Source organism: uncultured Paracoccus sp. (genome assembly GCF_947496875.1).
Taxonomy (GTDB): domain Bacteria; phylum Pseudomonadota; class Alphaproteobacteria; order Rhodobacterales; family Rhodobacteraceae; genus Paracoccus.
The window spans coordinates 23,541-42,070 of sequence record NZ_CANMEH010000014.1; the positions used below are offsets into that span (position 1 = coordinate 23,541).

The window sequence follows — 18,530 nt, forward strand, 5'->3', positions numbered from 1 at the left end:
GTCGTTGAGGTTTCGGCGTGGGTTCAATGCGTGGCCGCCCGCCATTCGTAGCGGCCATCGCCTTCCTCATCGGTCCAGAGCGGGAGCGCCCGGCCGATGACGGAACTGGAGGGAACAGGTCCGAAGTAACGGCCATCGAGGCTGTCCCGGATGTCCCAATTCATGAGGAAGAGTTCACCGTCGCCGATGATGCGGCAGCCCTGCCAGACCGGCAGATCACGGCCCATGCGGTCGCGCTCCAGTGCGTCCCCCATCTCGACATTATCGACGGTAATGGTCGCACCGTTGCGGCAGAGGCGCTGTCCCGGCAGGCCGAGGACACGCTTCAGCAGCGGCACGCCGCGTCCGATATAGCCACGCTCGACCATGAACCGCTCCAGCGGCTCAGACGGCATGATGGCGACCAGTTCCGGAACCTCGAGCCCATCGGCGAGAGTAACTGCGTAGAAGCCAATGGGCGCGCTGGCGGTTGCATTCCAGATCAGCCGAGTTGGCAGATCGGCAACCGCCGTGGCGACAAGCGTGCCGACGGCCAGCATGGACACGGCGAGGATATGACGGCGGCTCATGGCGCAATCCTCCGGCGCCTGACCCACGCGGCATGGCGCTCCGGGGTGTAGGGATTGGGTTCCTGACCGGCGCTCAAACGGTTGTGGACGTGCCGCCAATGGTCCGGCGCAACATCCGCCGGATCGACGCCAAGCGCGTCCACGGCGTCAATCAGAGCCATAACCCGCTGGACCTTCGGCCAGCCATCGACACGCAGCAGGATCTCACCGCCAGGACGAACGAAGGGCACGGTCTGGTACGGTTCGCCACGCCCGACAGCGCGCAGGATGTCGAGCCGCGAAACGATGGTGCCGTAATCGTTGGAGGCCCAGCGGACGAAGGCGAAGATGCTTTCGGGCGCAAAGCCGATCAGACTTCGGCGGCGGTCGATGATCTGCTCCAAGCTCTTGTGACCGAACCTGATCCAGCGCTCGACCTTCTTCTTCTGGAAGGTCAGTTCGACCAATGTGGTGAACGGTGCTGCCCCGTCCGCACGCGGATGTTCATGTACTGTACGCACGGTTCTGCCGGTCATGGCTGATCTCCTTCGGTGGGTGGAAACTCGCGGACCAGCAGCTCACGCAGCATGACGGCGACGGTGACGCCGCGCCGGAAAGCGGCAACCTTGATGCGCCCGCGCAGTTCGGGCGTGATGTCGATAGTCAGACGGGCGGTGAACGCCTCCGCAGCCGTCTTGCCGGTTGCCGGCGCATCGGCGGTTCTGACCCAGCTATCGGGATTGCACGGACGCGATGCGAAGCCGGATTTGACGGACGGACGTGTCATGGCACGATCCTCCCGATACCGAGGCCATCGATCTCGGCTGCAAGTGCGATGACCTCCTGTGTAGCCCGTTCGCCGCCATCGATCTCCGAGACCAGCCGTCCGGTCTGTGCGGCTTCGGCATAGGCGACACGCTGTCCGATCGTTGTGGCCAGCAGGGGCGGATCATGGTCAGCCAGTGTCTCGGCTGTTTCGCGGGCGATGACGGTGCGCGCACCGCATCGGTTCAGCAGAAAACGGGCGGCCAGTTGAGGACGATAGATGCGTGCTTCGTTCAGAAGCGCCAGCATCCCGGCGGAGGCCCAGCCGTCGAAAGGAGACGGCTGCACCGGGATCAGCACCAGATCGGCTGCAAGCAGCGCTGAGCGCATCAGACCAGCGACACGGGGCGGACCATCAATGACGACATGATCGGCGTCGCGCGCCAGCTCCGGCGCTTCCCTGTGCAGGGTATCGCGGGCAAGGCCGATGACGGTGAACAGCCTTGGCAGCCCTTCATGGCTGCGCCGCTCCGACCAGTCGAGTGCAGAGCCTTGCGGGTCGGCATCGATCAGAATGACGCGCTTGCCTTGCACAGCCCAGGCTCCGGCGAGATGCAGCGCCAGCGTGGTCTTGCCCACGCCGCCTTTCTGATTGAGGAGCGCGACGATCATGGCGTGCCCCGCCCTGGTCGGCGGGAAGTGGCACTGGCGCCGTGCCTCCCATGCGCGCGCGTCAAAGAAGAAAAGTTAGATTCTATGTTAGATTCAAAGTTAGCAGTCGGATTCTGCGCTTTATTCCAGAGACTTAACTGGGGTTCCTGCGCCTGATGTGCCGATAGTGCTGCGCCTGATGTACCGATACCCTTTGCGCCTGATGTACCGACGGTATCCACAATGTTATCAACAGGCACTGTGGATAGGCTTTCGGGGCGGATTCGCAGCAGTTCGCGGCGATCTTCGCGCAGGATCTTGAGCCTGTAGCCGGGCAGCGGCTGGCGGGCAGCAACGCGGCGCAGGTCCAGCGCAAAGTCCGATGGCCGGGCCATGCTGCCGGATTTCTGGTAGAGGTGCGCAACCTCGAACAGCCAACCATGCGGCTGATGTCCGGCATGTTTACGGGCGACACGGTAGAGCCAGCGCTCGATACCGCCTGTCAGCCGGAAATAATCCGGGTCGATGGTCAGGACCAGCGAACGGTCAAGGACGCTGTTGTAGAACCACTCGGGCAGGACAAACTCCATGCCCTCGACGCGACCGTCGCGCGTGGTCATCTCTTCCCATTCGTTGATCCAGGAGAACTGGCGGCGGCGCCAATGCTTGCCGTTACGGATCGTCGTGGCGATGACCGTGGATTGCAGCCGGGCAAGCGCTGCCTTCAGCAGCAGATATTGCCGGTTTCCGGTGTCGCGCCCGATGGCGCGCAGCAGATGATATGGGGTGAAGCGGAAGAAGCGGGATGTCTTGATGCCGTTGTTTTCGGCGGCGACGATCTGGCTTGCAGCCCAGATCAGCACATCAGCATCCCAGATCGTCGCCATTCCATGTTCGGGCATCCCGAACACCTGCACCTCGAGATCGGCGGTCTTGTAGAGGATGGGCTTCGTGCGCGGCGTCTTCGCCAGCGAGAAGAAAGGCCGTTCCATCAGATCGCGCTGGTCGCGTGGACTGGCATCGCCGGTTGCGACCACGAAGGGATCGAGGTGGCTGCGCTCGCTACCGCCTTCTCTCCGCAAGGCGTCATGTTGATCGACGCGCCGCATTCAGAGCTTGCTCCGCTCTTCAGGCGTCAGGGGGCGCGCCGGAAAGACCGTGCCTGCGCCCTCGTCACTGGTGGATTTGCGCGTGCCGATGTCGGCCCAGGACTGAAGATCCTCGACCGTATAGAGGACGCGGCCGCCGATTTTGCGATAGGTCGGACCGGTCCCGTAGGTCCGGTGTTTTTCCAGCGTGCGAAGAGAAATACCGAGGAAACGCGCAGCTTCCTGAGTGCGCAGCATGCGCGGTGGCATTTCCGTGTTGCGGCGCTCGGCCATGAGATCACCTCCGGTGCGTCAGGTTGATGCGGCTGCCGGAGACGGCGGCGCGCTATGGCGAACCATGGGAAGTGATCGGCGGCATGTAGCGTGCCGCATTTGCGCCTATGCGCAGACGGCACCCCTGAAATAGGCTGTGCCAGCGTGAAAAGACGTGAGATTTCAGCAACTCAGTGAGCCCGATGCGGATTCGCCCAAGACATCCGCACGCAGTTCAGCTATGAACACAGATGGAGCAGACGCACTGCTCCGGGGCTTAGTAACCCTTGTTGGCGGTTGGTGTCGGCCGTGACGATGCCACACTCCTTGACCCTATGGTCGGGGAGCCCTTGGCGTATGTTCAGGGCTTCTCGCCTAAAGGCCATGGGGCCGTCCAACACGGTTACTAACTCCCCGATCACCAGGAGTCAGAGAGTTTTATTGCGGGGGCGAACCGCAGAAACTCTTCTGAAAGAAGGGGAATAATCGTGAAAACACCCGTCGAACTTGACCCCGATGTGGATGATCTGGCCCCGTCCGGCCATGTCATCACCGCCTATGACGAGCAGCACTTTGTGACTTATCTGCGCCTTCTCGACGCCAAGTCCGAGGAAGCCGACTGGAAGGAAGTGGCGCGAATAGTTCTGCACCGCGATCCGACATCAGATGAGATGCGAACCCGACGATGCTGGCAGAGCCATCTGGAACGCGCTCAATGGCTGTCACGGGAAGGTTACAGGCAAATACTGGAACAGGCTGCGGCAAACAGGAATCGGTGAGATTGCCTCATTTGCCTTTTGATCGTGGAATCGGCTTGACCGGATAATGCAAAAGCAACCGATAGCCCCCGCGCATCATCCTGATGCCGTGGGCAACAAGACGACGTGCCTTATTCTTGCGCGGATCAGCCTCGAAATCTTCCTTGTTACCACGGAAGCCGAGCAGGACTTCGGCAACGGCGCGATAGCTTTCGCCGTGCAGCCGTGCGTCCAGCGCCCGTAGCGACAGAAGGTGCCATTGCCGAAGCTGCGCCGGCATGGCGCGAATATCCGGACCCGGAGAGCGGCCTGTCAGGCACCTCCAGAGGCGGCGGGCCGCATGGGCGCGTAATTCCATGAACTCGTCCATGGGCAGGATTGCAGCATAGAAAGCTGCCGCATCGATCGCGCCCTGTGGCAGCCAGAATTGATGCTCCATCCCACCGATACGCCAGATCGCGTGCCAGCCATCCGGCGCGCGGCGCAGGATCAGGCCATCGAGATGCGCAAGAGCGACAAGCCTCCTGTCATCGGGATTGTTCTGCTCGACCGGTGACAGAATAATAGCCTGCGGATTGAAATGCGGCGACCAGAAAGGCGGTGCGCCGTCAGGCTGCGCGTCGGGGTCGTGTGCGAAATCGTACCCCCCAGCGGGCAGCAAAGGCGTCAACCTCTTCTCCCGCGGGTTCTCTCCTCTGCGCGAGTCTCTCGACGTCATGGCGATAGTCTTCGTTACGACGAAGATATTCCCAGGCGAAACCGGCGGGCGGAAGGTCTTTAATGCGTCTATAGGCCGCCGGAATACGCCAATCTATGCTCTGCATGGCGCGTCCTCCCAAAGCCGGACGGCACAAGGCCCATCCGACCTGAAAAGGCTGCGGTATTGAATGGTTTTGCGGTAGCGTCTCTAACGCGATAAGTGGATCGCCTAACCCGATCAATCCATTATACAATCTCGTTAGCACTGTTGCGCATCACATGGGAGACACCCTGACGACATACTTGTGTCAGTGATCGAAGCCGAATGGCGGAAACGCGCAACTGCGTGGTTCCGGCGCAGCCAAGAGCGCGGCCCGCTGGGCGACAAGGCGGCCGCCCATTATGGGCAGGTCCGCGCCGAGCTGGAGCGTGCGGGGCACGCCTTGCGGGCCGCACGACATGCAGATCGGCGCACACGCCCGCAGCGAAGGGCTGATCGTGGTGACGAATAACATGAAGGAGTTCGTCCGCATGCCCGGCGTGCGGGTGGAGAACCGGGTATAGCGGTTGCGGTGGGCGTGACGGCTTTCGGGTATGAGAAAGGCCCCGACCTTGCGGTCGGAGCCTTTGTGCCGCGCCTCAGTCGCCGCGGCGACCGTTGGGGCGGGACCAGATGAGGGAGAAGGTTTCGCCTTCTTCGTCATCGAAGAGGTTGGCGTAGATCGGGGCGTTGAAGCTCGGATCGTCCAGCTTGAGGCCCAGATAGTCGCGGCCTTCGTTAGAGCGCTTGGACCAGGCGGCGCCGATTTCGGCGCGGCCGACCAAAACCCGGTGGCTGGGGGCGTTCTCGCCGGTGGCGCGCAGGTCGGGAACGATGCGCACGCCTTTGGCCTTGACGCTTAGGGTGACGATTTCGCCGGTGAAGTCGTTCGAGCCGGTCTTCTTGAAGGTGCCGATGGTTGCCATTTTAAGTCTCCGTTTTCCGTTTCCGAGCCCGCACCATTGCGGCCTCTATGGCGATCGACTGGCCGGAGACGAACGCTGGCGCACCCCCTTTGGGGGCTGGACAGCACAGGAGAAACTTTCTTGTTCAGCGCGGAATGGCGGCTCTGCCGTCAGGGGAAGAAAGTTGTGACGACGCTGTTGCGCTAAAGCGGTCGAAGCGTATCGCGCTGCTCTTCGGCCAGATCAGGCCATTGAAGAGGCCGTTTGGAGCGGTCGAGACACGGGGGCTGAACGGAGACGTGGCAATCTTGAAGCCCCATCATGATGACCAGACGGGTAACACCGGCATTGCCTGTCGCCCTGCGTCCCAGGCCATGCGCATCTCTTTTCCCGACGTGTTCTACCGGCATTGCCCCCAACCGGGTTCTGGTCAGTCCACAAACGCTGGTGCTCCCCGTTCTGCGCTCCTATGAGCCGCGTCTGTGCCTCAAGCTGATCCGATGCCTGGTCGCTGTCTGCCACCATTTTCCTGACGAAGATGGAAGATGATCCGCATCCGCTTCTGGTCGCCATCAACGGATCATTGCGGTTCAGGTGCGTGCAAGGTTCCCGTCCGCTGGACCGGCTGCCGCCATGCCTGCAACGCGCAGGAACGCCGTCACGCCCACGGCAACCGCGCCGACCACCGAGAAGATGAGCTGCCATGTATCGGACGGCATCGTGCTTGACGATTCCGAGCGTGGCGTAAAACCCGGCCATCCCTGCCGGAACGACGAAGGCCAGAGCAATCAGCAAACGCGCCCAGATCGGACGGACCAGCATGAGCAGGCCCTGACCGACTGCCAGTGTCAGACCGGCGGCGAGAAGACCAACAACGATGCCGCCGAGCCAGCCAGCACCAGTGCCATAGGCCAAGGTGCCCGCGTTCAGACCGATAAAGAACGGCAGAGCAAAGACGGCGAGATTGAACAGCAACCAGCACATAGTGCCGATGGCTGCGATGGAAACGAGGATTCCGAGAACGATCATGGTGGTGTCTCCGTGCAAAAGGTTGGACGGTTGCGCCTTCCACCACCACCATGGCGCATCGCGACATATAGCATGAATATGCCTGTCTGTGCGATGTGGATTGATCGGCGGGAGCTATCGGCACGCTGATGATGAGGTGGGAAGGCAGCGCTCACGCGCTGCCGGTCCCGAAGCGATAGACCGGGATACCTATCTTGCGGGCCTTGTCGGCCAAGTTGTCCTGAATGCCCGTTCCGGGGAAGATGATGACCCCGATTGGCATCGTGGTGAGCATCTGGTCGTTGCGCTTGAACGGTGCTGCCTTGGCATATTTCGCCCAGTCGGGTTTGAAAGCGACCTGTGCGACCTTGCGGTTGTTGGCCCACGTGGCAGCGATGCGTTCCGCGCCCTTGGGCGATCCGCCGTGCATCAGCACCATGTCCGGGTGCTTGGCGTGGACCTGATCGAGCTTGGCCCAGATCGTCTGGTGATCGGTGGTGTCGCCGCCCGAGAAGGCGATCTTTGGTCCGGCGGGCAGCAGCACCTCGTTGTCGGCCCGACGTTTTGCGGCGATGAAGTCGCGGCTGTCGATCATGGCCGAGGTCATCTGGCGATGGTTGACCCGTGAGCCGGAGCGTTGCGACCAGGGCGTGCCGGTGGCGCGCAGATAGATGTCGGCGGCGGTATCGCGGAAGGTTTCCATGCTGTCGCGGCGCTCGATCAGGCTTTGGCCCGCGCCGATCAGGGTTTCGAGCTGGACGGATTTGACCTCGCTGCCGTCCTGTTCGCGCTGAAGGCGCTTCTGTGCCTGCTCGTTATCGTCGAGTTTGGTCTCGATCCGCTCGACAGCGCGGTGGAAGGTGTTGACGGTGGACCACATGATCTCGTCGAGGTCGAAATCGAGGCTGGTGTCGGCCATGGTGGAAATCAGGGCGTCGAAGATGTCGGAGACTGCGCCCTGAATGACGTGATCTTCGGGTGTAATCCGGGGGTCGGCCTCGTCTTCGGAGGGGCGGTAGCCGTAGAGTTCGAGTTCTTCGATGGCGTGGCCGGTCGGGGACGTCCTGTGCTCGGGTTCGAAATCGTCGTGCGCGTACATGGGATGCTTCCGTCAGTTGGACCGCGACCGTCGCGGCCTTCATGGCGAGACACGCCCACGGGCGCTCCGGTCTGGCAGCGCGAGCCTCTGGCGAGGGTCTTGATGGCAAAGCCCGGCTGATTTGTTTCGCGCTGTAAAGGCGGGCTTGCCCGCCGACGGAAATCAGTCGGGCGCCGCCATTGCCTGACCGGAGCGTTTGTGGGCCGATCGCCCTCTCGGAAGGCCAAGGCGCAGTCCTCTGCTGATGACAGGATGCAGCCAATGCGCATGACGGGATCGGAACGCCCCGATCACGGCCCCGTGCCGGCTATGCGATTGAAGCCATGAAGCGGCTGACGTCCTCGGGAGCGATTTGCACCCGGATCTCTGCCTGAATGGCATCCAGCCCGTAAGTTGCGAGATCTTCGTTGAAGTCCCCCATCATGGGCGAGAGTGTGATGGCCTCGATCCCGGCCTCGTGCGCCCGGTCCATCAGGCTATCACGAGCGCTGTCACCTGCCGGATCGTTGTCACGGACGATATAGAGCCTGCGCAGTTGCGGCGGGAACAGGATGGCGGCGAGGTGTCCGGCCGAGAGTGCGGAAACCATCGGCATGGTGGGCAGAGCCTGACGCAGCGACAGGATGGTTTCGATACCTTCCCCCGCTGCCATGACATCCTGCGCATCATCAAAACGAACCGCATGTCCGAGCAGGTCGCCCATTGCCTTCCTCGGCGGATCGACAGACGCCTTGCCGGAACCGTCCGGGGCCAGCCATGTGCGGTGTGCGCCGGTGATCCTGCCATTGAGGTCGGTGACGGCGGCGATCATGGCGGGCCAGGCTTGCGTCGGGCCATCATCCTCGGGCCGCCAGTAGCAGTTGGGGTGGAAGCGCAGATTTGTGGTCTGGCGTAAATCCGTAATGCCGCGTCCGCGTAAATACGCTTCTGCGGTACTGTCGATCAGCGGCTGGGTCATGCGCCAGAGGCGGCGTGCGGCCTCGGATGATCTCGATGGTGTTGGCGTTCGGGACGGACGGGATGGCGGCTGCGGTTCAGGATGCGGCAGGGTGAGGAAGCGCCGGGCTTCTTCGGCAACGTCGGCGAAGTCGATCAGACCGAGCGAATCCCGGATGACATCGAGCAGATCGCCATATTCACCCGTGGCCGAGTCCTGCCATTTACCGGCAATGCCTTTCACGCTGTCGTGCAGCCGGACGAACATGGAGCGGCCAGCCGTGTTTCGGACATCGCCAACCTGCCAGTAATTGCCCTGTTTGCGACCATTCGACAGATAGTGACGGCACACCGCCTCGGCCTGTCGGCCGAGACGCTGCGCCAGTTCGGAAGCGTTGAGACGCGCCATTATGCGGCCTCCCGCTCACCGATGCGCAGGGCCGGGAAGCGGTCAAGCAGTTTGCCGATGATCTCCGGTCCCGTTGCATCGACGGGCACGAAGAAGCGCAGTTTCCACGAGATGATCTCGCTGAAGAGGCCATAGGCCCGCAGCCGTTCGCGCATCGCGTCAGTAAAGCCGGTCAGTTCGATCCGGTTGGCGCCCATGACGCGGACGCGGCGCAATTGCAGCCCCTCGGCGAGATCAAGGATCGTGCGACCTTCGATCAGCGCGGTATAGGCGGCATCCGGTGTCAGGCTGTTGGTGACGCCACTGGTCGAAGCATTGGCGGCCCAGGCCGGCGATACCCGGCGACCGATGATGCGTTCGCCCTCGTCGGTCTGGAGCCGATAGACGCGGGCGGAGTCCTGCGGCAGGCGTTTCCAGATCGGCAGAAGCAGCCCTGTCACCATATGCAGGATGCTGTCGGTGAACTCCGGCACCTGGGCCAGTTCCGCCTTCCAGGCTGTGGTGAAGGCGGCACGGTCAGCCTCGATCCAATGGGTCTCGCCCGTCGCCCGCACCGGAATGTTCATCGCCTCCATGGGACGGATCAGCCGCACGCGCCGTTCGATCTCGCCATCATCCAGCATGACGCTGGTGGTCGGGATCTGCACGGCGGCGCGACCGGATCGCTCGTTGATGAGCAATCTTGCGCGGGGATCATCCAGTTCCGCGAGGGCCGCATCGAGCGTGACCGGCTGATTGCGTTTGCGCTCGGTGAGCGTCAGGAGCCGGGTTTCCGCGCCGGTGCCCGGATGGGTGTGGATCACTTGCCGGTCGGTGACGATGAAACTTTCGGCCTTCAGCGTTTCCAGCCCCATATCATAGGTGCCGGATGCAATCGCCCCGTCGATACGCGCCTGCAGAAGCTGCTCGAAGGCGGCGAACAGGATACCCTGCAATTCGATGGTCAATGCTAGCAGGCGGTTGAGGAAGGTGGTGATCGGCGGCAGGTCGTCCTTCACACCATTGCTGTCCATCAGCTTCAGGCCGGTTGCGGATTCAAACCGTTCGAGCGAGCATCCCTCGACCTTGCCGCGCACAATCAGCAGATAGAGCTGGCGCAACGCATCGCGAGCATAGGCGGATTCCAGATTATCCTCGGGACGGAACAGCCCCTGACCGCCGGTCTGGCGCTGGCCGCGTGTGATCGCGCCCAGCGTGTCGAGGCGGCGGGCGATGGTCGAGAGAAAGCGCTTCTCGGCTTTGACATCCGTGGCGATGGGCCGGAAGAGCGGCGGCTGCGCCTGATTGGTACGGTTGGTGCGACCCAGCCCCTGAATGGCGGCATCGGCCTTCCAGCCAGGTTCCAGCAGGTAATGCACGCGCAGCCGCTGGTTTTTCGCCGAGAGTTCGGCGTGATAGCTGCGCCCCGTACCACCGGCATCAGAGAAGACCAGAACGCGCTTCTGGTCATCCATGAAGGCCGAGGTCTCGGCAAGATTGGCAGAAGGCGCACGGTTCTCGACCGCAAGACGTGCCGATACCCCGTCACCCTTGCGCACGATCCGGCGCGAACGGCCTGTGACCTCGGCCACCATATCCGTGCCGAAGCGCTGCACGATCTGGTCGAGCGCTCCGGGGACAGGCGGAAGGGAACCCAGCTGCTCCAGCATCTCGTCGCGCCGCGCCACGGCTTCACGGCATTTCACCGGCTGACCATCGCGGAAGACGGGGCGTGACGACAGGTTGCCCTCGCCATCGGTGAAGGGTTCATAGAGCTGCACCGGGAAGGAATGCTGCAAATACGAGCCGACATACTCCCTCGGCGTGACATCGACGGAAATATCGTTCCATTCCTCGGTCGGGATCTCGGACAGCCGCCGTTCCATCAGGGCTTCGCCAGTCGAGACGATCTGGATGACGGCGGCATGGCCCGCTTCCAGATCGGCCTCGATGGACCGGATCAGGGTCGGGGTTTTCATGGAGGTCAGCAGATGGCCGAAGAAGCGCTGCTTCGTGCTTTCAAAGGCCGAACGGGCGGCGGATTTGGCCTGCCGGTTCAGCGTCCCCTCGCTGCCGGTGATGTTGGCGGCTTCCATCGCCGCGTCCAGATTCCCATGAATGACGGCGAAGGCGGCAGCATATGAGTCGTAGATGTGCCGCTGTTCGTCCGTGAGCTGATGCTCGATCAGTTCATATTCGACGCCATCATAGGAGAGTGAGCGGGCGGTATAGAGGCCGAGAGATCGCAGGTCGCGGGCCAGGACCTCCATGGCCGCAACGCCACCGGCTTCGATCGCCTCTACGAACTCTGCACGCGTCTGGAACGGAAAATCCTCACCACCCCAGAGGCCGAGGCGCTGCGCATAGGCGAGATTGTGGACGGTGGTGGCGCCGGTTGCCGAGACATAAACCACGCGGGCGTCGGGCAGCGCATGTTGGAGCCGCAGGCCCGCACGTCCCTGCTGCGAAGCGGCGACATCGCCGCGTTCTCCTTTTCCGCCACCGGCATTCTGCATGGAATGGCTCTCGTCGAATATAATGGCTCCATCGAAATCGGAGCCCAACCATTCGACGATCTGCTTGACGCGGGAAACCTTCTCGCCCCGGTCGTCGGAGCGTAGCGTGGCATAGGTGGTAAAAAGGATGCCTTCCGACAGCGTGATCGGCTTGCCCTGCGGGAAGCGTGACAGAGGCGTGACAAGCAGTCGTTCCATGCCAAGCGCCGACCAGTCGCGCTGCGCGTCCTCGATCAGCTTGTCGGATTTGGAGATCCAGATCGCCTTGCGCCGACCGCGCAGCCAGTTGTCGAGAATGATGGCGGCGGACTGGCGGCCTTTGCCAGCGCCGGTTCCGTCACCGAGCATGAAGCCCCGGCGAAAGCGGATCGATCCGGCAGCATCCTCGGGTGCAGCGCTCACATTGTCGAAATGCTCGTCCACGGTCCATGCACCCGCGAGATGATCGGCATGGGCTTCACCAGCATAGATCACCGTTTCAAGCTGGGCGTCCGACAGACGCGCGCAGATGTCAGCGGGCAGCAAGGGCCGGTAGGAGGGCTTCGGCGGTGCGACCGAGGCCATGGCTGCGGATTGCACAAGCTTGGTCGGATGCGGCTGCGCGCCAGCAATGCGTAGCGATTGCAGCGTATATTCCTCATAGATGGCGTCGGACAGGCGAGCGCCTTCCGGTTGCGTCCAGTCCACGGTCTCATAGGCGAGTTCGGCGCCCTCGGGATCGTTAGCGAGAGCAGCGGCAGGTCGTGCCGCTGTCGCGCGGGTCAGATAGCCTCGCACGGTTTTCGGCGCGGCGGTCGAAGCAGGCACCACGATCTTCGGCAATGATACCGGCGAACGCTGCGGGACATGCGCCTCGATCCATTCGATCAGCGTAGCAACATCCAGCGCGATCCCTGGAGAGGCCGGAAAGATGCCAGGATCGTCGGCGGGCAGTTTGTCGATCACGGTCAGCCGCGTGTCGATCGTGGTGCCGTGCTTTGCATAGACCGCACCATCGACGGCAGCGCTGAACACCACGCGGCCACGGGCCTGCAAGCGGATGAAGGCGTCTCGCCATGCCGGAGCTTCGGGGCCAAAGCCAGCGCCGGTGATCGTCACCAACCGCCCGCCGGGAGCAAGACGGGCCAGTGCCGCGGCAACATGGCGATAGGCCGCATCCGCGACACGCCCGCTGACATTGGCCATGACCGAGAATGGCGGGTTCATCAGCACCACGGACGGGACAGCATCCGGAGCCAGATGATCATCGATCTGGGCGGCGTCGAAGCGGGTGACGGCAAAAGCCGGAAAGAGCTCGGCAAGCAGATCGGCGCGGGTCTCGGCCAGTTCGTTGAGGATCAGCGAGCCACCGATGGTCTGCGCCAGGATCGCCAGAAGGCCGGTGCCCGCCGATGGTTCCAGCACCCTGTCATCGGGCGTAATCGCGGCAGCCGTCAGAGCGGCAAGGCCGAGGGGGATCGGCGTCGAGAATTGCTGGAAGTTCTGGCTTTCCTCGGAACGCCGGGTCTGCGTCGGCAATAGTCCGGCGATCTTTGCCAGCACGGAAATCCGTGCAGCCCGAGACGCTGCTTTACGGAAAAGCGCCTTTCCGTATTTGCGCAGGAAGAGAACTGTGGCGACCTCGCACGCCTCATAAGCCATCTTCCAGTCCCACGCGCCGGTAGCATCGGATGCGCCGAAGGCCGTTTCCATAGCACCGCGCAATGTCACGGCATCGATGCGCTGGCCGCGTTCGAGATGGGGGAGCAGAAGACTGGCCGCAGCCAGGATCGCGGGCGCAACCGCCAGCGGCGTGACCGGATCGGCCACGGGGAAAACCATGTTCATGTCGGGAACCTCAGGAGAGCGGGAAGGACAAGCCCGGACAGCGCTCTCTCTCGACCACCCGGACCTGACCCTTTCCGGCCCACCTCTCACTCTCAAAGCGCAGCATGAAAAAGCGCCCCGACCGGACGGCGGGGCGCTTGTCAGTGTCTTCTCGGGATCATCCGAAGCGGCGACCGGCTTCGGTGAACGTGTATTCATTGGCGGCGATGGTTTCATCGACCGCTTCGTCCGAGGACAGATAGTCATATTCGCGCTCAAGCTGGCGGTAGAGCCAGCGGGCCAGATCGCGCAACGCCTCGATGATCGTCTCCTCGGCATCAGCGGTCATGTCCTGCCAGGTCGGGCTGTCGCGCTCGACCGAGATCGACATGCAGTATTCGTGATAATAATGGCCGCGATGGCTGGCCTCTGCGCGAATCTGATAGAAGTTTCGGCGCTGGATCGCCTGAAGGGCATCGGCGATGCGGTGCAGTTCGGTGTCCTGCGGCGCGTATTCCCGGATCAGGTGCGGCGCCTGTTTGCGGTAGGAATAGAGAGATTCGAAGCAGGCACCGTCCCCTTGTGACCAGAAGCCCCGGAACCAGATGCACGGTTCCTGCCGTGTGCCGCCGTCCATCAACCGGACGGTGCGGGTCTTGAGGTTGAGCCCGAGGATTTCGGCGATGCGCTGGAAATCCTCATAGACGGCATCGTACCAGTCATAGTCGAAGCCGCCCTCACGATACCAGGCGCGGGCCTTGTCCTTCGCCGCGTCGGAAAGTTCTCCCAAGCGATAGACGGTGGTTTCGATGATCTCAGGCATAGGGATCTCTCCCTTCCAGAACCGAGGAAAGCCAGCCGTCAGTATAGATCCAGTCCACTGTTTCGCCGGTGGCAAGATCGAGGACATGCGCACCACCGCCGAAGCCGTCGATTCTCGGCCTGGAACAACTGTTTGCGTATTGAAGGCCCCATAGTCCCGTCAGGCCGAACTCGGTGGCGCAGCGTTTGACGAACTGGATGACATGTTCGGGATCGCCGGTGACGTCATCGCGCATCCAAAGCTGCGTACCGACATGCTCTGGCTGGATGGAGAGTAGGAAGCCATCCGAGGGTGGATCTTCGGCGGCATTGTCATCCGCCAGAGCGTTGTAGAGATCAAGCGCGCGGGCAGCGTTTTCGGGGGTGCCTACGTCGAGCAGGCAGGAAAAGTGCGTGTAATAGCCGGCCATCGTGGTCTCCTGAGAAGACATGGCCCGATGCACGACCGGGCCGAATGGATGAAAATGATGAAGCTCAGGCGGCCAGTGGCAGGCGGAGCAGATCGGCCGAGGTTTCGCGCCAGAAGGGATCGACCAACCGGGCCTCCAGCGCAGCGGCGCGGTAACGCAGCCGTCTCGCATCACCGGGGTCCGATGCCCTGAATGCCATACCGCGCAGGCGGCTGGCCTCAGTGACGATCCTGCGTGCCTCGGCATCGCATGCGACTGGCTGTTGCCAGAGGATAATGCCGGCGCGGATTTCGCCAGCGAGGACCAGGCGCTGATCTTGGTCCTGAATGAGCATGATGCGCGGCTGAAAATACGGGAAGCTGTCAGGTCCCATGCAAATATCACCGCGTGACAGGCGCACGGCGGCGGCCTGCATGGCCCCCTCCGGTGATGGGCATTCCCCAAGCGGGATCATGCGGTCGAAGCTGTTTTCATCGTCGCTGGCGCAATAACTGGCTACGCCCAGGCAGGAGATGCGCAGCGGCAGCTTTTGCGACCGATAAAGCGCGGGCATAACATCGGCAGCCAGAATCTGACCGATGGAACGGAAGGTTTCGGAACGGGCAAAGGTCATCGGGATCACTCCATGACGGGCGCCGGTGAGCCCCTCTCTCCAGCCCTCAACCCGTCACGGCCGAACGGCCCGCACTCTTCCTCTCTGACCGGGCTTGTTCCCGTTTCCGCTGCCGACGATGGGGGACCATCGTGAGGCGCTGAAGGCCCGAAGCGCGGGCTACCGAGCTCGGGCCGTGGGGATGAGGCGCTTCCGCGCCTTATTCCCACGGGTCCAGCTCCAGCTTCACCATGTCGTCGTCGCCGTCGAACTCGGCGGCGGGGCAAGCGGCGTGGGTACCGTCTCCGGCCTGGAACACAACGATCGAAACCATCAGCGTGGTGGCGAGGCTGGCGGCAAAGGCGGTGGCATCTGCATAGGACATGGGTTCCGGCTCCTGTCTTTGGAGGCGGGGGACCATCCCCCGCGCGACAGGCGCCCGAAGCGTCTGACCGGATCTGCAATCACCCGAGGGCGTTCGGACTTATTCCGAAACCCCGAGGGCAGCACGCGCGCGTAAGCCGACCCCTTCGGGGTTGAATGTCAAAGAGACGGATCGGACCAAGGTTTGCGAATGGAAGCGGGGGTGGTTCTTCGCATCTGACAGGATGCCGGATACCCGTTGCAGATGCTCTGCCGCGCCAGCCTTGCCACCATGCTGGCCTCAGGATCGTGTTCCCTTCAGGACAGAGATGGCTGACGCTTGACCTTAAGAGGCAACAGAATTCATGGTGAAGCTGGGACTGGAGCAGTTGATTGACGAAGAGAGCCCATAACGATCGGTCGCCGCTCCTGTGGCGAATGCAGATGCAGCAAATAAATGATATCTTGCCGACTATACTATCTATTACAAGCAGATCGTTGAATGTCATGTACATTGCCCTGTGAGAGCACAATCCATAGTATGACACTCGTTCAATGGGGGGCATCAGATGAAATTGACTAGGTTCAGAGTCACCAATTTCCGGTCCGTGTCGGACAGTGGCTGGCTTGATGCAGACGATGTGACAGCCCTGATTGGGGTCAATGAGTCTGGCAAGACGAACTTGTTGCTGCCCCTTTGGAAACTCAAGCCTGCCCAAGACGGTGAAATTCAACCGACTTCCGATTACCCCAAAACAATGTTCGGAGAAATCCGTAACGCGCCTGGCGACTATCACTTCATCGAGGCAGAATTTAGTGCCGGGGTTTCAAGCGCTGCCATCGCGCGTGTCGCCGGCATCTCACCTGAGATCGCAGAGACAGTCCGCGTTACACGTTTCTTCGACGGCGCCTATCACATCGAGTTTCCAAAGCACCAACAGACAACGACTGTCACGCGAGCGTGGCTCGCAGGCAAACTCACCGGGACAGCGGATGCTGTTGGGGCAGCACAGGCACTCAAGAAAGAAGCCGAGTTGCAGCCTCAGTTGGTCCAGGGCCTCAGAGCGACCGCCGACGTGCTGCCCGACGCTGAGAACCTTAGAGCCGCTCAGTTGCGCACCGCAATCACTGCGGTCGATGCGCTGATACCCGCCGAACCGGCAGAGACCAGCATTATTGTCCCTATGGTCCGGCAACTGTCTTCGGAGCTAGGCGAGCAACTTCACGTCCTCACGACGCCGCCGCCAGGTGAGGTCGAGGGCGTCACCGACGCTGTGGTTAATGCCATTCCGCCTTTTGTCTACTATTCCAACTACGGCAATCTCGACTCAGAAATCTACCTGCCGCATGTCGTCGAGAACCTCGCGCGCCAAGATTTGGGTGCGAAAGAAGCAGCAAAGGCGAGAACGCTGCGGGTGCTGTTTAGCTTCGTGAAGTTGGAGGCAAAGGAAATCCTTGAACTCGGTCGTGACTTTAAAGAGGTGAATGGCCAGAACCGAGAACCAACCGCAGATGAGATCGCCGTAATCGCGGAGCAGAAGCGGACGCGATCAATCTTGCTTCAATCAGCGGGCGCAACCCTGACCACTCGCTTTCGAGATTGGTGGAAGCAAGGGGATTACCGTTTTCGGTTTGAGGCAGACGGAAATCACTTCCGAATTTGGGTAGCTGACGACCGGCGTCCGACTGAGGTCGAACTTGAGAACCGAAGCACGGGTTTGCAGTGGTTTCTGAGTTTTTATCTTGTCTTCCTTGTCGAAAGCAGGGGTGACCACAAAAAAGCGGTCCTACTCTTGGACGAACCAGGCGTGTCCCTGCACCCGCTAGCCCAACGTGACCTTTCCGCGTTCTTTGAGAGCCTGTCCAAGACAAACCAGATCATCTATACGTCTCATTCGCCCTTCCTTGTCGATGCGGATCGACTTGAGCGGGCTCGGAAGGTGTATGTGGCAGCGGACGGGACCACGAAGGCGACGCCAAACCTGCGCCACAGCGAGGGCCGAGACGAACAGGCTGGGGCGGCATATGCCGTTCATTCCGCACTGAACCTGAGCGTTGCAGAAAGCCTGCTTGTTGGTTGTCGGCCCGTGCTGGTCGAGGGCCCATCAGACCAGCATTACCTGACCACAATCAAGGCGCTGTTGGTCTCCGGCGCAAAAATCACGCCCAAGCGAGAGTTGGTCTTCCCGCCGTCTGGCGGAACGAAAACGGCGCGGGTGGTGGCGAGCATCCTCACTGGTCGCGATGAAGTGCTGCCGATGATGCTGTTGGACGATGATGGGCCCGGCCGCCAGATGCGCGCCAACCTGGCCCAGGGCCTGTATGCGGAACGCCCGGAGAAGGTGCTGAACGTCGCAGACCACGTTGGCTACGAGCGTGCAGAAATTGAAGACCTAATACCGTTCGACATCATCGCCGATGAGTTGGACCGAATGGAACGCGATCCAGACGTCAGGTTTGCGGATGTTGTGCAGGTGGGTCAGCCGATTGTAGGCCAGATCGAAGCATGGGCGCAGGCGCAGGGCGTAAACCTTGACGAGCACTGGAAAGTGCCGCTGTCGATCAAAATCAAACAGAGAATGTTAACAAGGGGATTGAGCACTATTCCGCACGATACCGTGGAGCGTTGGGTCGGACTGTTCGAGGAATTCTCGGCTCAAGACGCACAATAGCTGTATATATAGGCGCGCCGATTGGTTTGCTGCCAGTCTTAGAACGCATCAACCTCTGAGCAAATGAAAAGGCGTTGCTGCAGCCAATAGCAGCTTTGTTGGGATAGCTCCCAAAGAAAAAGCCCGATCACGAGGATCGGGCGAGTTACGGAAACGGAGGGTGATATACGGGGCGACCGAAGCCGCCCCGC

At 61.7% G+C, this 18,530-nt stretch carries 18 protein-coding genes and 2 pseudogenes; 3 read left to right on the forward strand and 17 right to left on the reverse strand.

Annotated features, from left to right (window positions below):
* Positions 1 to 23: 23 nt before the first annotated feature.
* From Q0938_RS14545 to Q0938_RS14570, 6 genes are read right to left on the reverse strand one after another with little or no spacing between them, the layout of a single operon-like run.
* Entirely contained in the window at positions 24 to 569 is a 546-nt protein-coding gene (locus tag Q0938_RS14545) for a S26 family signal peptidase (protein WP_299363721.1), read from the reverse strand.
* Positions 566 to 1,084 (reverse strand): DUF2840 domain-containing protein, encoded by a 519-nt coding sequence (locus tag Q0938_RS14550; protein ID WP_299363723.1) that lies wholly within the window; start codon positions 1,082 to 1,084, stop codon positions 566 to 568. The genes Q0938_RS14545 and Q0938_RS14550 overlap by 4 nt, the downstream gene beginning before the upstream one ends.
* A complete protein-coding gene (locus tag Q0938_RS14555; RefSeq protein WP_299363726.1) occupies positions 1,081 to 1,335 on the reverse strand; it encodes a hypothetical protein in 255 nt (84 codons plus the stop codon). The genes Q0938_RS14550 and Q0938_RS14555 overlap by 4 nt, the downstream gene beginning before the upstream one ends.
* Positions 1,332 to 1,985 carry a ParA family partition ATPase gene (gene parA / locus Q0938_RS14560; RefSeq protein WP_299363728.1) on the reverse strand — a complete coding sequence of 218 codons (654 nt, stop codon included), beginning with the start codon at positions 1,983 to 1,985 and terminating at the stop codon, positions 1,332 to 1,334. The genes Q0938_RS14555 and parA overlap by 4 nt, the downstream gene beginning before the upstream one ends.
* Complete coding sequence (locus Q0938_RS14565; protein ID WP_299363730.1) at positions 1,982 to 3,073, reverse strand: replication initiator protein A; 1,092 nt, start codon at positions 3,071 to 3,073, stop codon at positions 1,982 to 1,984. Before Q0938_RS14565 ends, parA begins: the two co-directional genes overlap by 4 nt.
* A complete protein-coding gene (locus Q0938_RS14570) occupies positions 3,074 to 3,346 on the reverse strand; it encodes a helix-turn-helix domain-containing protein (protein WP_204157982.1) in 273 nt (90 codons plus the stop codon).
* Between the two features lie 467 nt (positions 3,347 to 3,813).
* Here Q0938_RS14570 and Q0938_RS14575 point away from each other — a divergent pair, with 467 nt between their 5' ends.
* On the forward strand, positions 3,814 to 4,104 hold the full coding sequence (locus Q0938_RS14575; protein ID WP_299363738.1) for a DUF2285 domain-containing protein: 291 nt from the start codon (positions 3,814 to 3,816) through the stop codon (positions 4,102 to 4,104).
* A 7-nt stretch (positions 4,105 to 4,111) separates the two neighbouring features.
* Here Q0938_RS14575 and Q0938_RS14580 read toward each other — a convergent pair whose 3' ends face one another.
* A complete protein-coding gene (locus Q0938_RS14580; RefSeq protein WP_299363740.1) occupies positions 4,112 to 4,753 on the reverse strand; it encodes a DUF2285 domain-containing protein in 642 nt (213 codons plus the stop codon).
* Entirely contained in the window at positions 4,692 to 4,907 is a 216-nt protein-coding gene (locus tag Q0938_RS19440) for a DUF6499 domain-containing protein (RefSeq protein WP_343315218.1), read from the reverse strand. The genes Q0938_RS14580 and Q0938_RS19440 overlap by 62 nt, the downstream gene beginning before the upstream one ends.
* Positions 4,908 to 5,165: 258 nt before the next feature.
* Here Q0938_RS19440 and Q0938_RS14585 point away from each other — a divergent pair.
* Positions 5,166 to 5,346 (forward strand): annotated as a pseudogene (locus Q0938_RS14585) (type II toxin-antitoxin system VapC family toxin); the annotation flags it as partial.
* Positions 5,347 to 5,421: 75 nt separating this feature from the next.
* Here Q0938_RS14585 and Q0938_RS14590 read toward each other — a convergent pair.
* From Q0938_RS14590 to Q0938_RS14630, 9 genes and pseudogenes are all read right to left on the reverse strand, one after another.
* Positions 5,422 to 5,748, reverse strand: coding sequence for a DUF736 domain-containing protein (locus Q0938_RS14590; RefSeq protein ID WP_299363742.1), 327 nt, complete (start codon positions 5,746 to 5,748; stop codon positions 5,422 to 5,424).
* 569 nt (positions 5,749 to 6,317) lie between these two features.
* Positions 6,318 to 6,756 (reverse strand): annotated as a pseudogene (locus tag Q0938_RS19445) (hypothetical protein).
* Positions 6,757 to 6,907: 151 nt separating this feature from the next.
* The gene (locus Q0938_RS14600) at positions 6,908 to 7,834 is read right to left on the reverse strand and encodes a DUF2493 domain-containing protein (protein ID WP_299363748.1); all 927 of its coding nucleotides are present in this window, start codon (positions 7,832 to 7,834) and stop codon (positions 6,908 to 6,910) included.
* A gap of 307 nt (positions 7,835 to 8,141) precedes the next feature.
* The gene (locus Q0938_RS14605; RefSeq protein WP_299363750.1) at positions 8,142 to 9,179 is read right to left on the reverse strand and encodes a toprim domain-containing protein; all 1,038 of its coding nucleotides are present in this window, start codon (positions 9,177 to 9,179) and stop codon (positions 8,142 to 8,144) included.
* Positions 9,179 to 13,501 (reverse strand): strawberry notch-like NTP hydrolase domain-containing protein, encoded by a 4,323-nt coding sequence (locus Q0938_RS14610; protein ID WP_299363752.1) that lies wholly within the window; start codon positions 13,499 to 13,501, stop codon positions 9,179 to 9,181. Before Q0938_RS14610 ends, Q0938_RS14605 begins: the two co-directional genes overlap by 1 nt.
* 157 nt (positions 13,502 to 13,658) lie before the next feature.
* On the reverse strand, positions 13,659 to 14,303 hold the full coding sequence (locus tag Q0938_RS14615) for an antitoxin of toxin-antitoxin stability system (RefSeq protein WP_299363755.1): 645 nt from the start codon (positions 14,301 to 14,303) through the stop codon (positions 13,659 to 13,661).
* Complete coding sequence (locus Q0938_RS14620; RefSeq protein ID WP_299363758.1) at positions 14,296 to 14,712, reverse strand: hypothetical protein; 417 nt, start codon at positions 14,710 to 14,712, stop codon at positions 14,296 to 14,298. Before Q0938_RS14620 ends, Q0938_RS14615 begins: the two co-directional genes overlap by 8 nt.
* A gap of 64 nt (positions 14,713 to 14,776) precedes the next feature.
* Entirely contained in the window at positions 14,777 to 15,325 is a 549-nt protein-coding gene (locus Q0938_RS14625; protein WP_299363760.1) for a hypothetical protein, read from the reverse strand.
* A gap of 199 nt (positions 15,326 to 15,524) precedes the next feature.
* A complete protein-coding gene (locus tag Q0938_RS14630) occupies positions 15,525 to 15,689 on the reverse strand; it encodes a hypothetical protein (RefSeq protein ID WP_010335706.1) in 165 nt (54 codons plus the stop codon).
* 547 nt (positions 15,690 to 16,236) lie between these two features.
* Between Q0938_RS14630 and Q0938_RS14635 the strand changes: the two genes are divergently transcribed.
* Positions 16,237 to 18,339: an AAA family ATPase gene (locus Q0938_RS14635; protein WP_299363765.1), complete on the forward strand. Its 2,103-nt coding sequence runs from the start codon at positions 16,237 to 16,239 to the stop codon at positions 18,337 to 18,339.
* The last annotated feature ends 191 nt before the right edge of the window (positions 18,340 to 18,530 follow it).

Coding starts and splice junctions, on each gene's coding strand:
- Q0938_RS14545 (WP_299363721.1), bottom strand. CDS start 569: ATGAGCCGCCGTCATATCCTCGCCGTGTCCATGCTGGCCGTCGGCACG.
- Q0938_RS14550 (WP_299363723.1), bottom strand. CDS start 1,084: ATGACCGGCAGAACCGTGCGTACAGTACATGAACATCCGCGTGCGGAC.
- Q0938_RS14555 (WP_299363726.1), bottom strand. CDS start 1,335: ATGACACGTCCGTCCGTCAAATCCGGCTTCGCATCGCGTCCGTGCAAT.
- parA (WP_299363728.1), bottom strand. CDS start 1,985: ATGATCGTCGCGCTCCTCAATCAGAAAGGCGGCGTGGGCAAGACCACG.
- Q0938_RS14565 (WP_299363730.1), bottom strand. CDS start 3,073: ATGCGGCGCGTCGATCAACATGACGCCTTGCGGAGAGAAGGCGGTAGC.
- Q0938_RS14570 (WP_204157982.1), bottom strand. CDS start 3,346: ATGGCCGAGCGCCGCAACACGGAAATGCCACCGCGCATGCTGCGCACT.
- Q0938_RS19440 (WP_343315218.1), bottom strand. CDS start 4,907: ATGCAGAGCATAGATTGGCGTATTCCGGCGGCCTATAGACGCATTAAA.
- Q0938_RS14590 (WP_299363742.1), bottom strand. CDS start 5,748: ATGGCAACCATCGGCACCTTCAAGAAGACCGGCTCGAACGACTTCACC.
- Q0938_RS14600 (WP_299363748.1), bottom strand. CDS start 7,834: ATGTACGCGCACGACGATTTCGAACCCGAGCACAGGACGTCCCCGACC.
- Q0938_RS14605 (WP_299363750.1), bottom strand. CDS start 9,179: ATGGCGCGTCTCAACGCTTCCGAACTGGCGCAGCGTCTCGGCCGACAG.
- Q0938_RS14610 (WP_299363752.1), bottom strand. CDS start 13,501: ATGAACATGGTTTTCCCCGTGGCCGATCCGGTCACGCCGCTGGCGGTT.
- Q0938_RS14615 (WP_299363755.1), bottom strand. CDS start 14,303: ATGCCTGAGATCATCGAAACCACCGTCTATCGCTTGGGAGAACTTTCC.
- Q0938_RS14620 (WP_299363758.1), bottom strand. CDS start 14,712: ATGGCCGGCTATTACACGCACTTTTCCTGCCTGCTCGACGTAGGCACC.
- Q0938_RS14625 (WP_299363760.1), bottom strand. CDS start 15,325: ATGACCTTTGCCCGTTCCGAAACCTTCCGTTCCATCGGTCAGATTCTG.
- Q0938_RS14630 (WP_010335706.1), bottom strand. CDS start 15,689: ATGTCCTATGCAGATGCCACCGCCTTTGCCGCCAGCCTCGCCACCACG.
- Q0938_RS14635 (WP_299363765.1), top strand. CDS start 16,237: ATGAAATTGACTAGGTTCAGAGTCACCAATTTCCGGTCCGTGTCGGAC.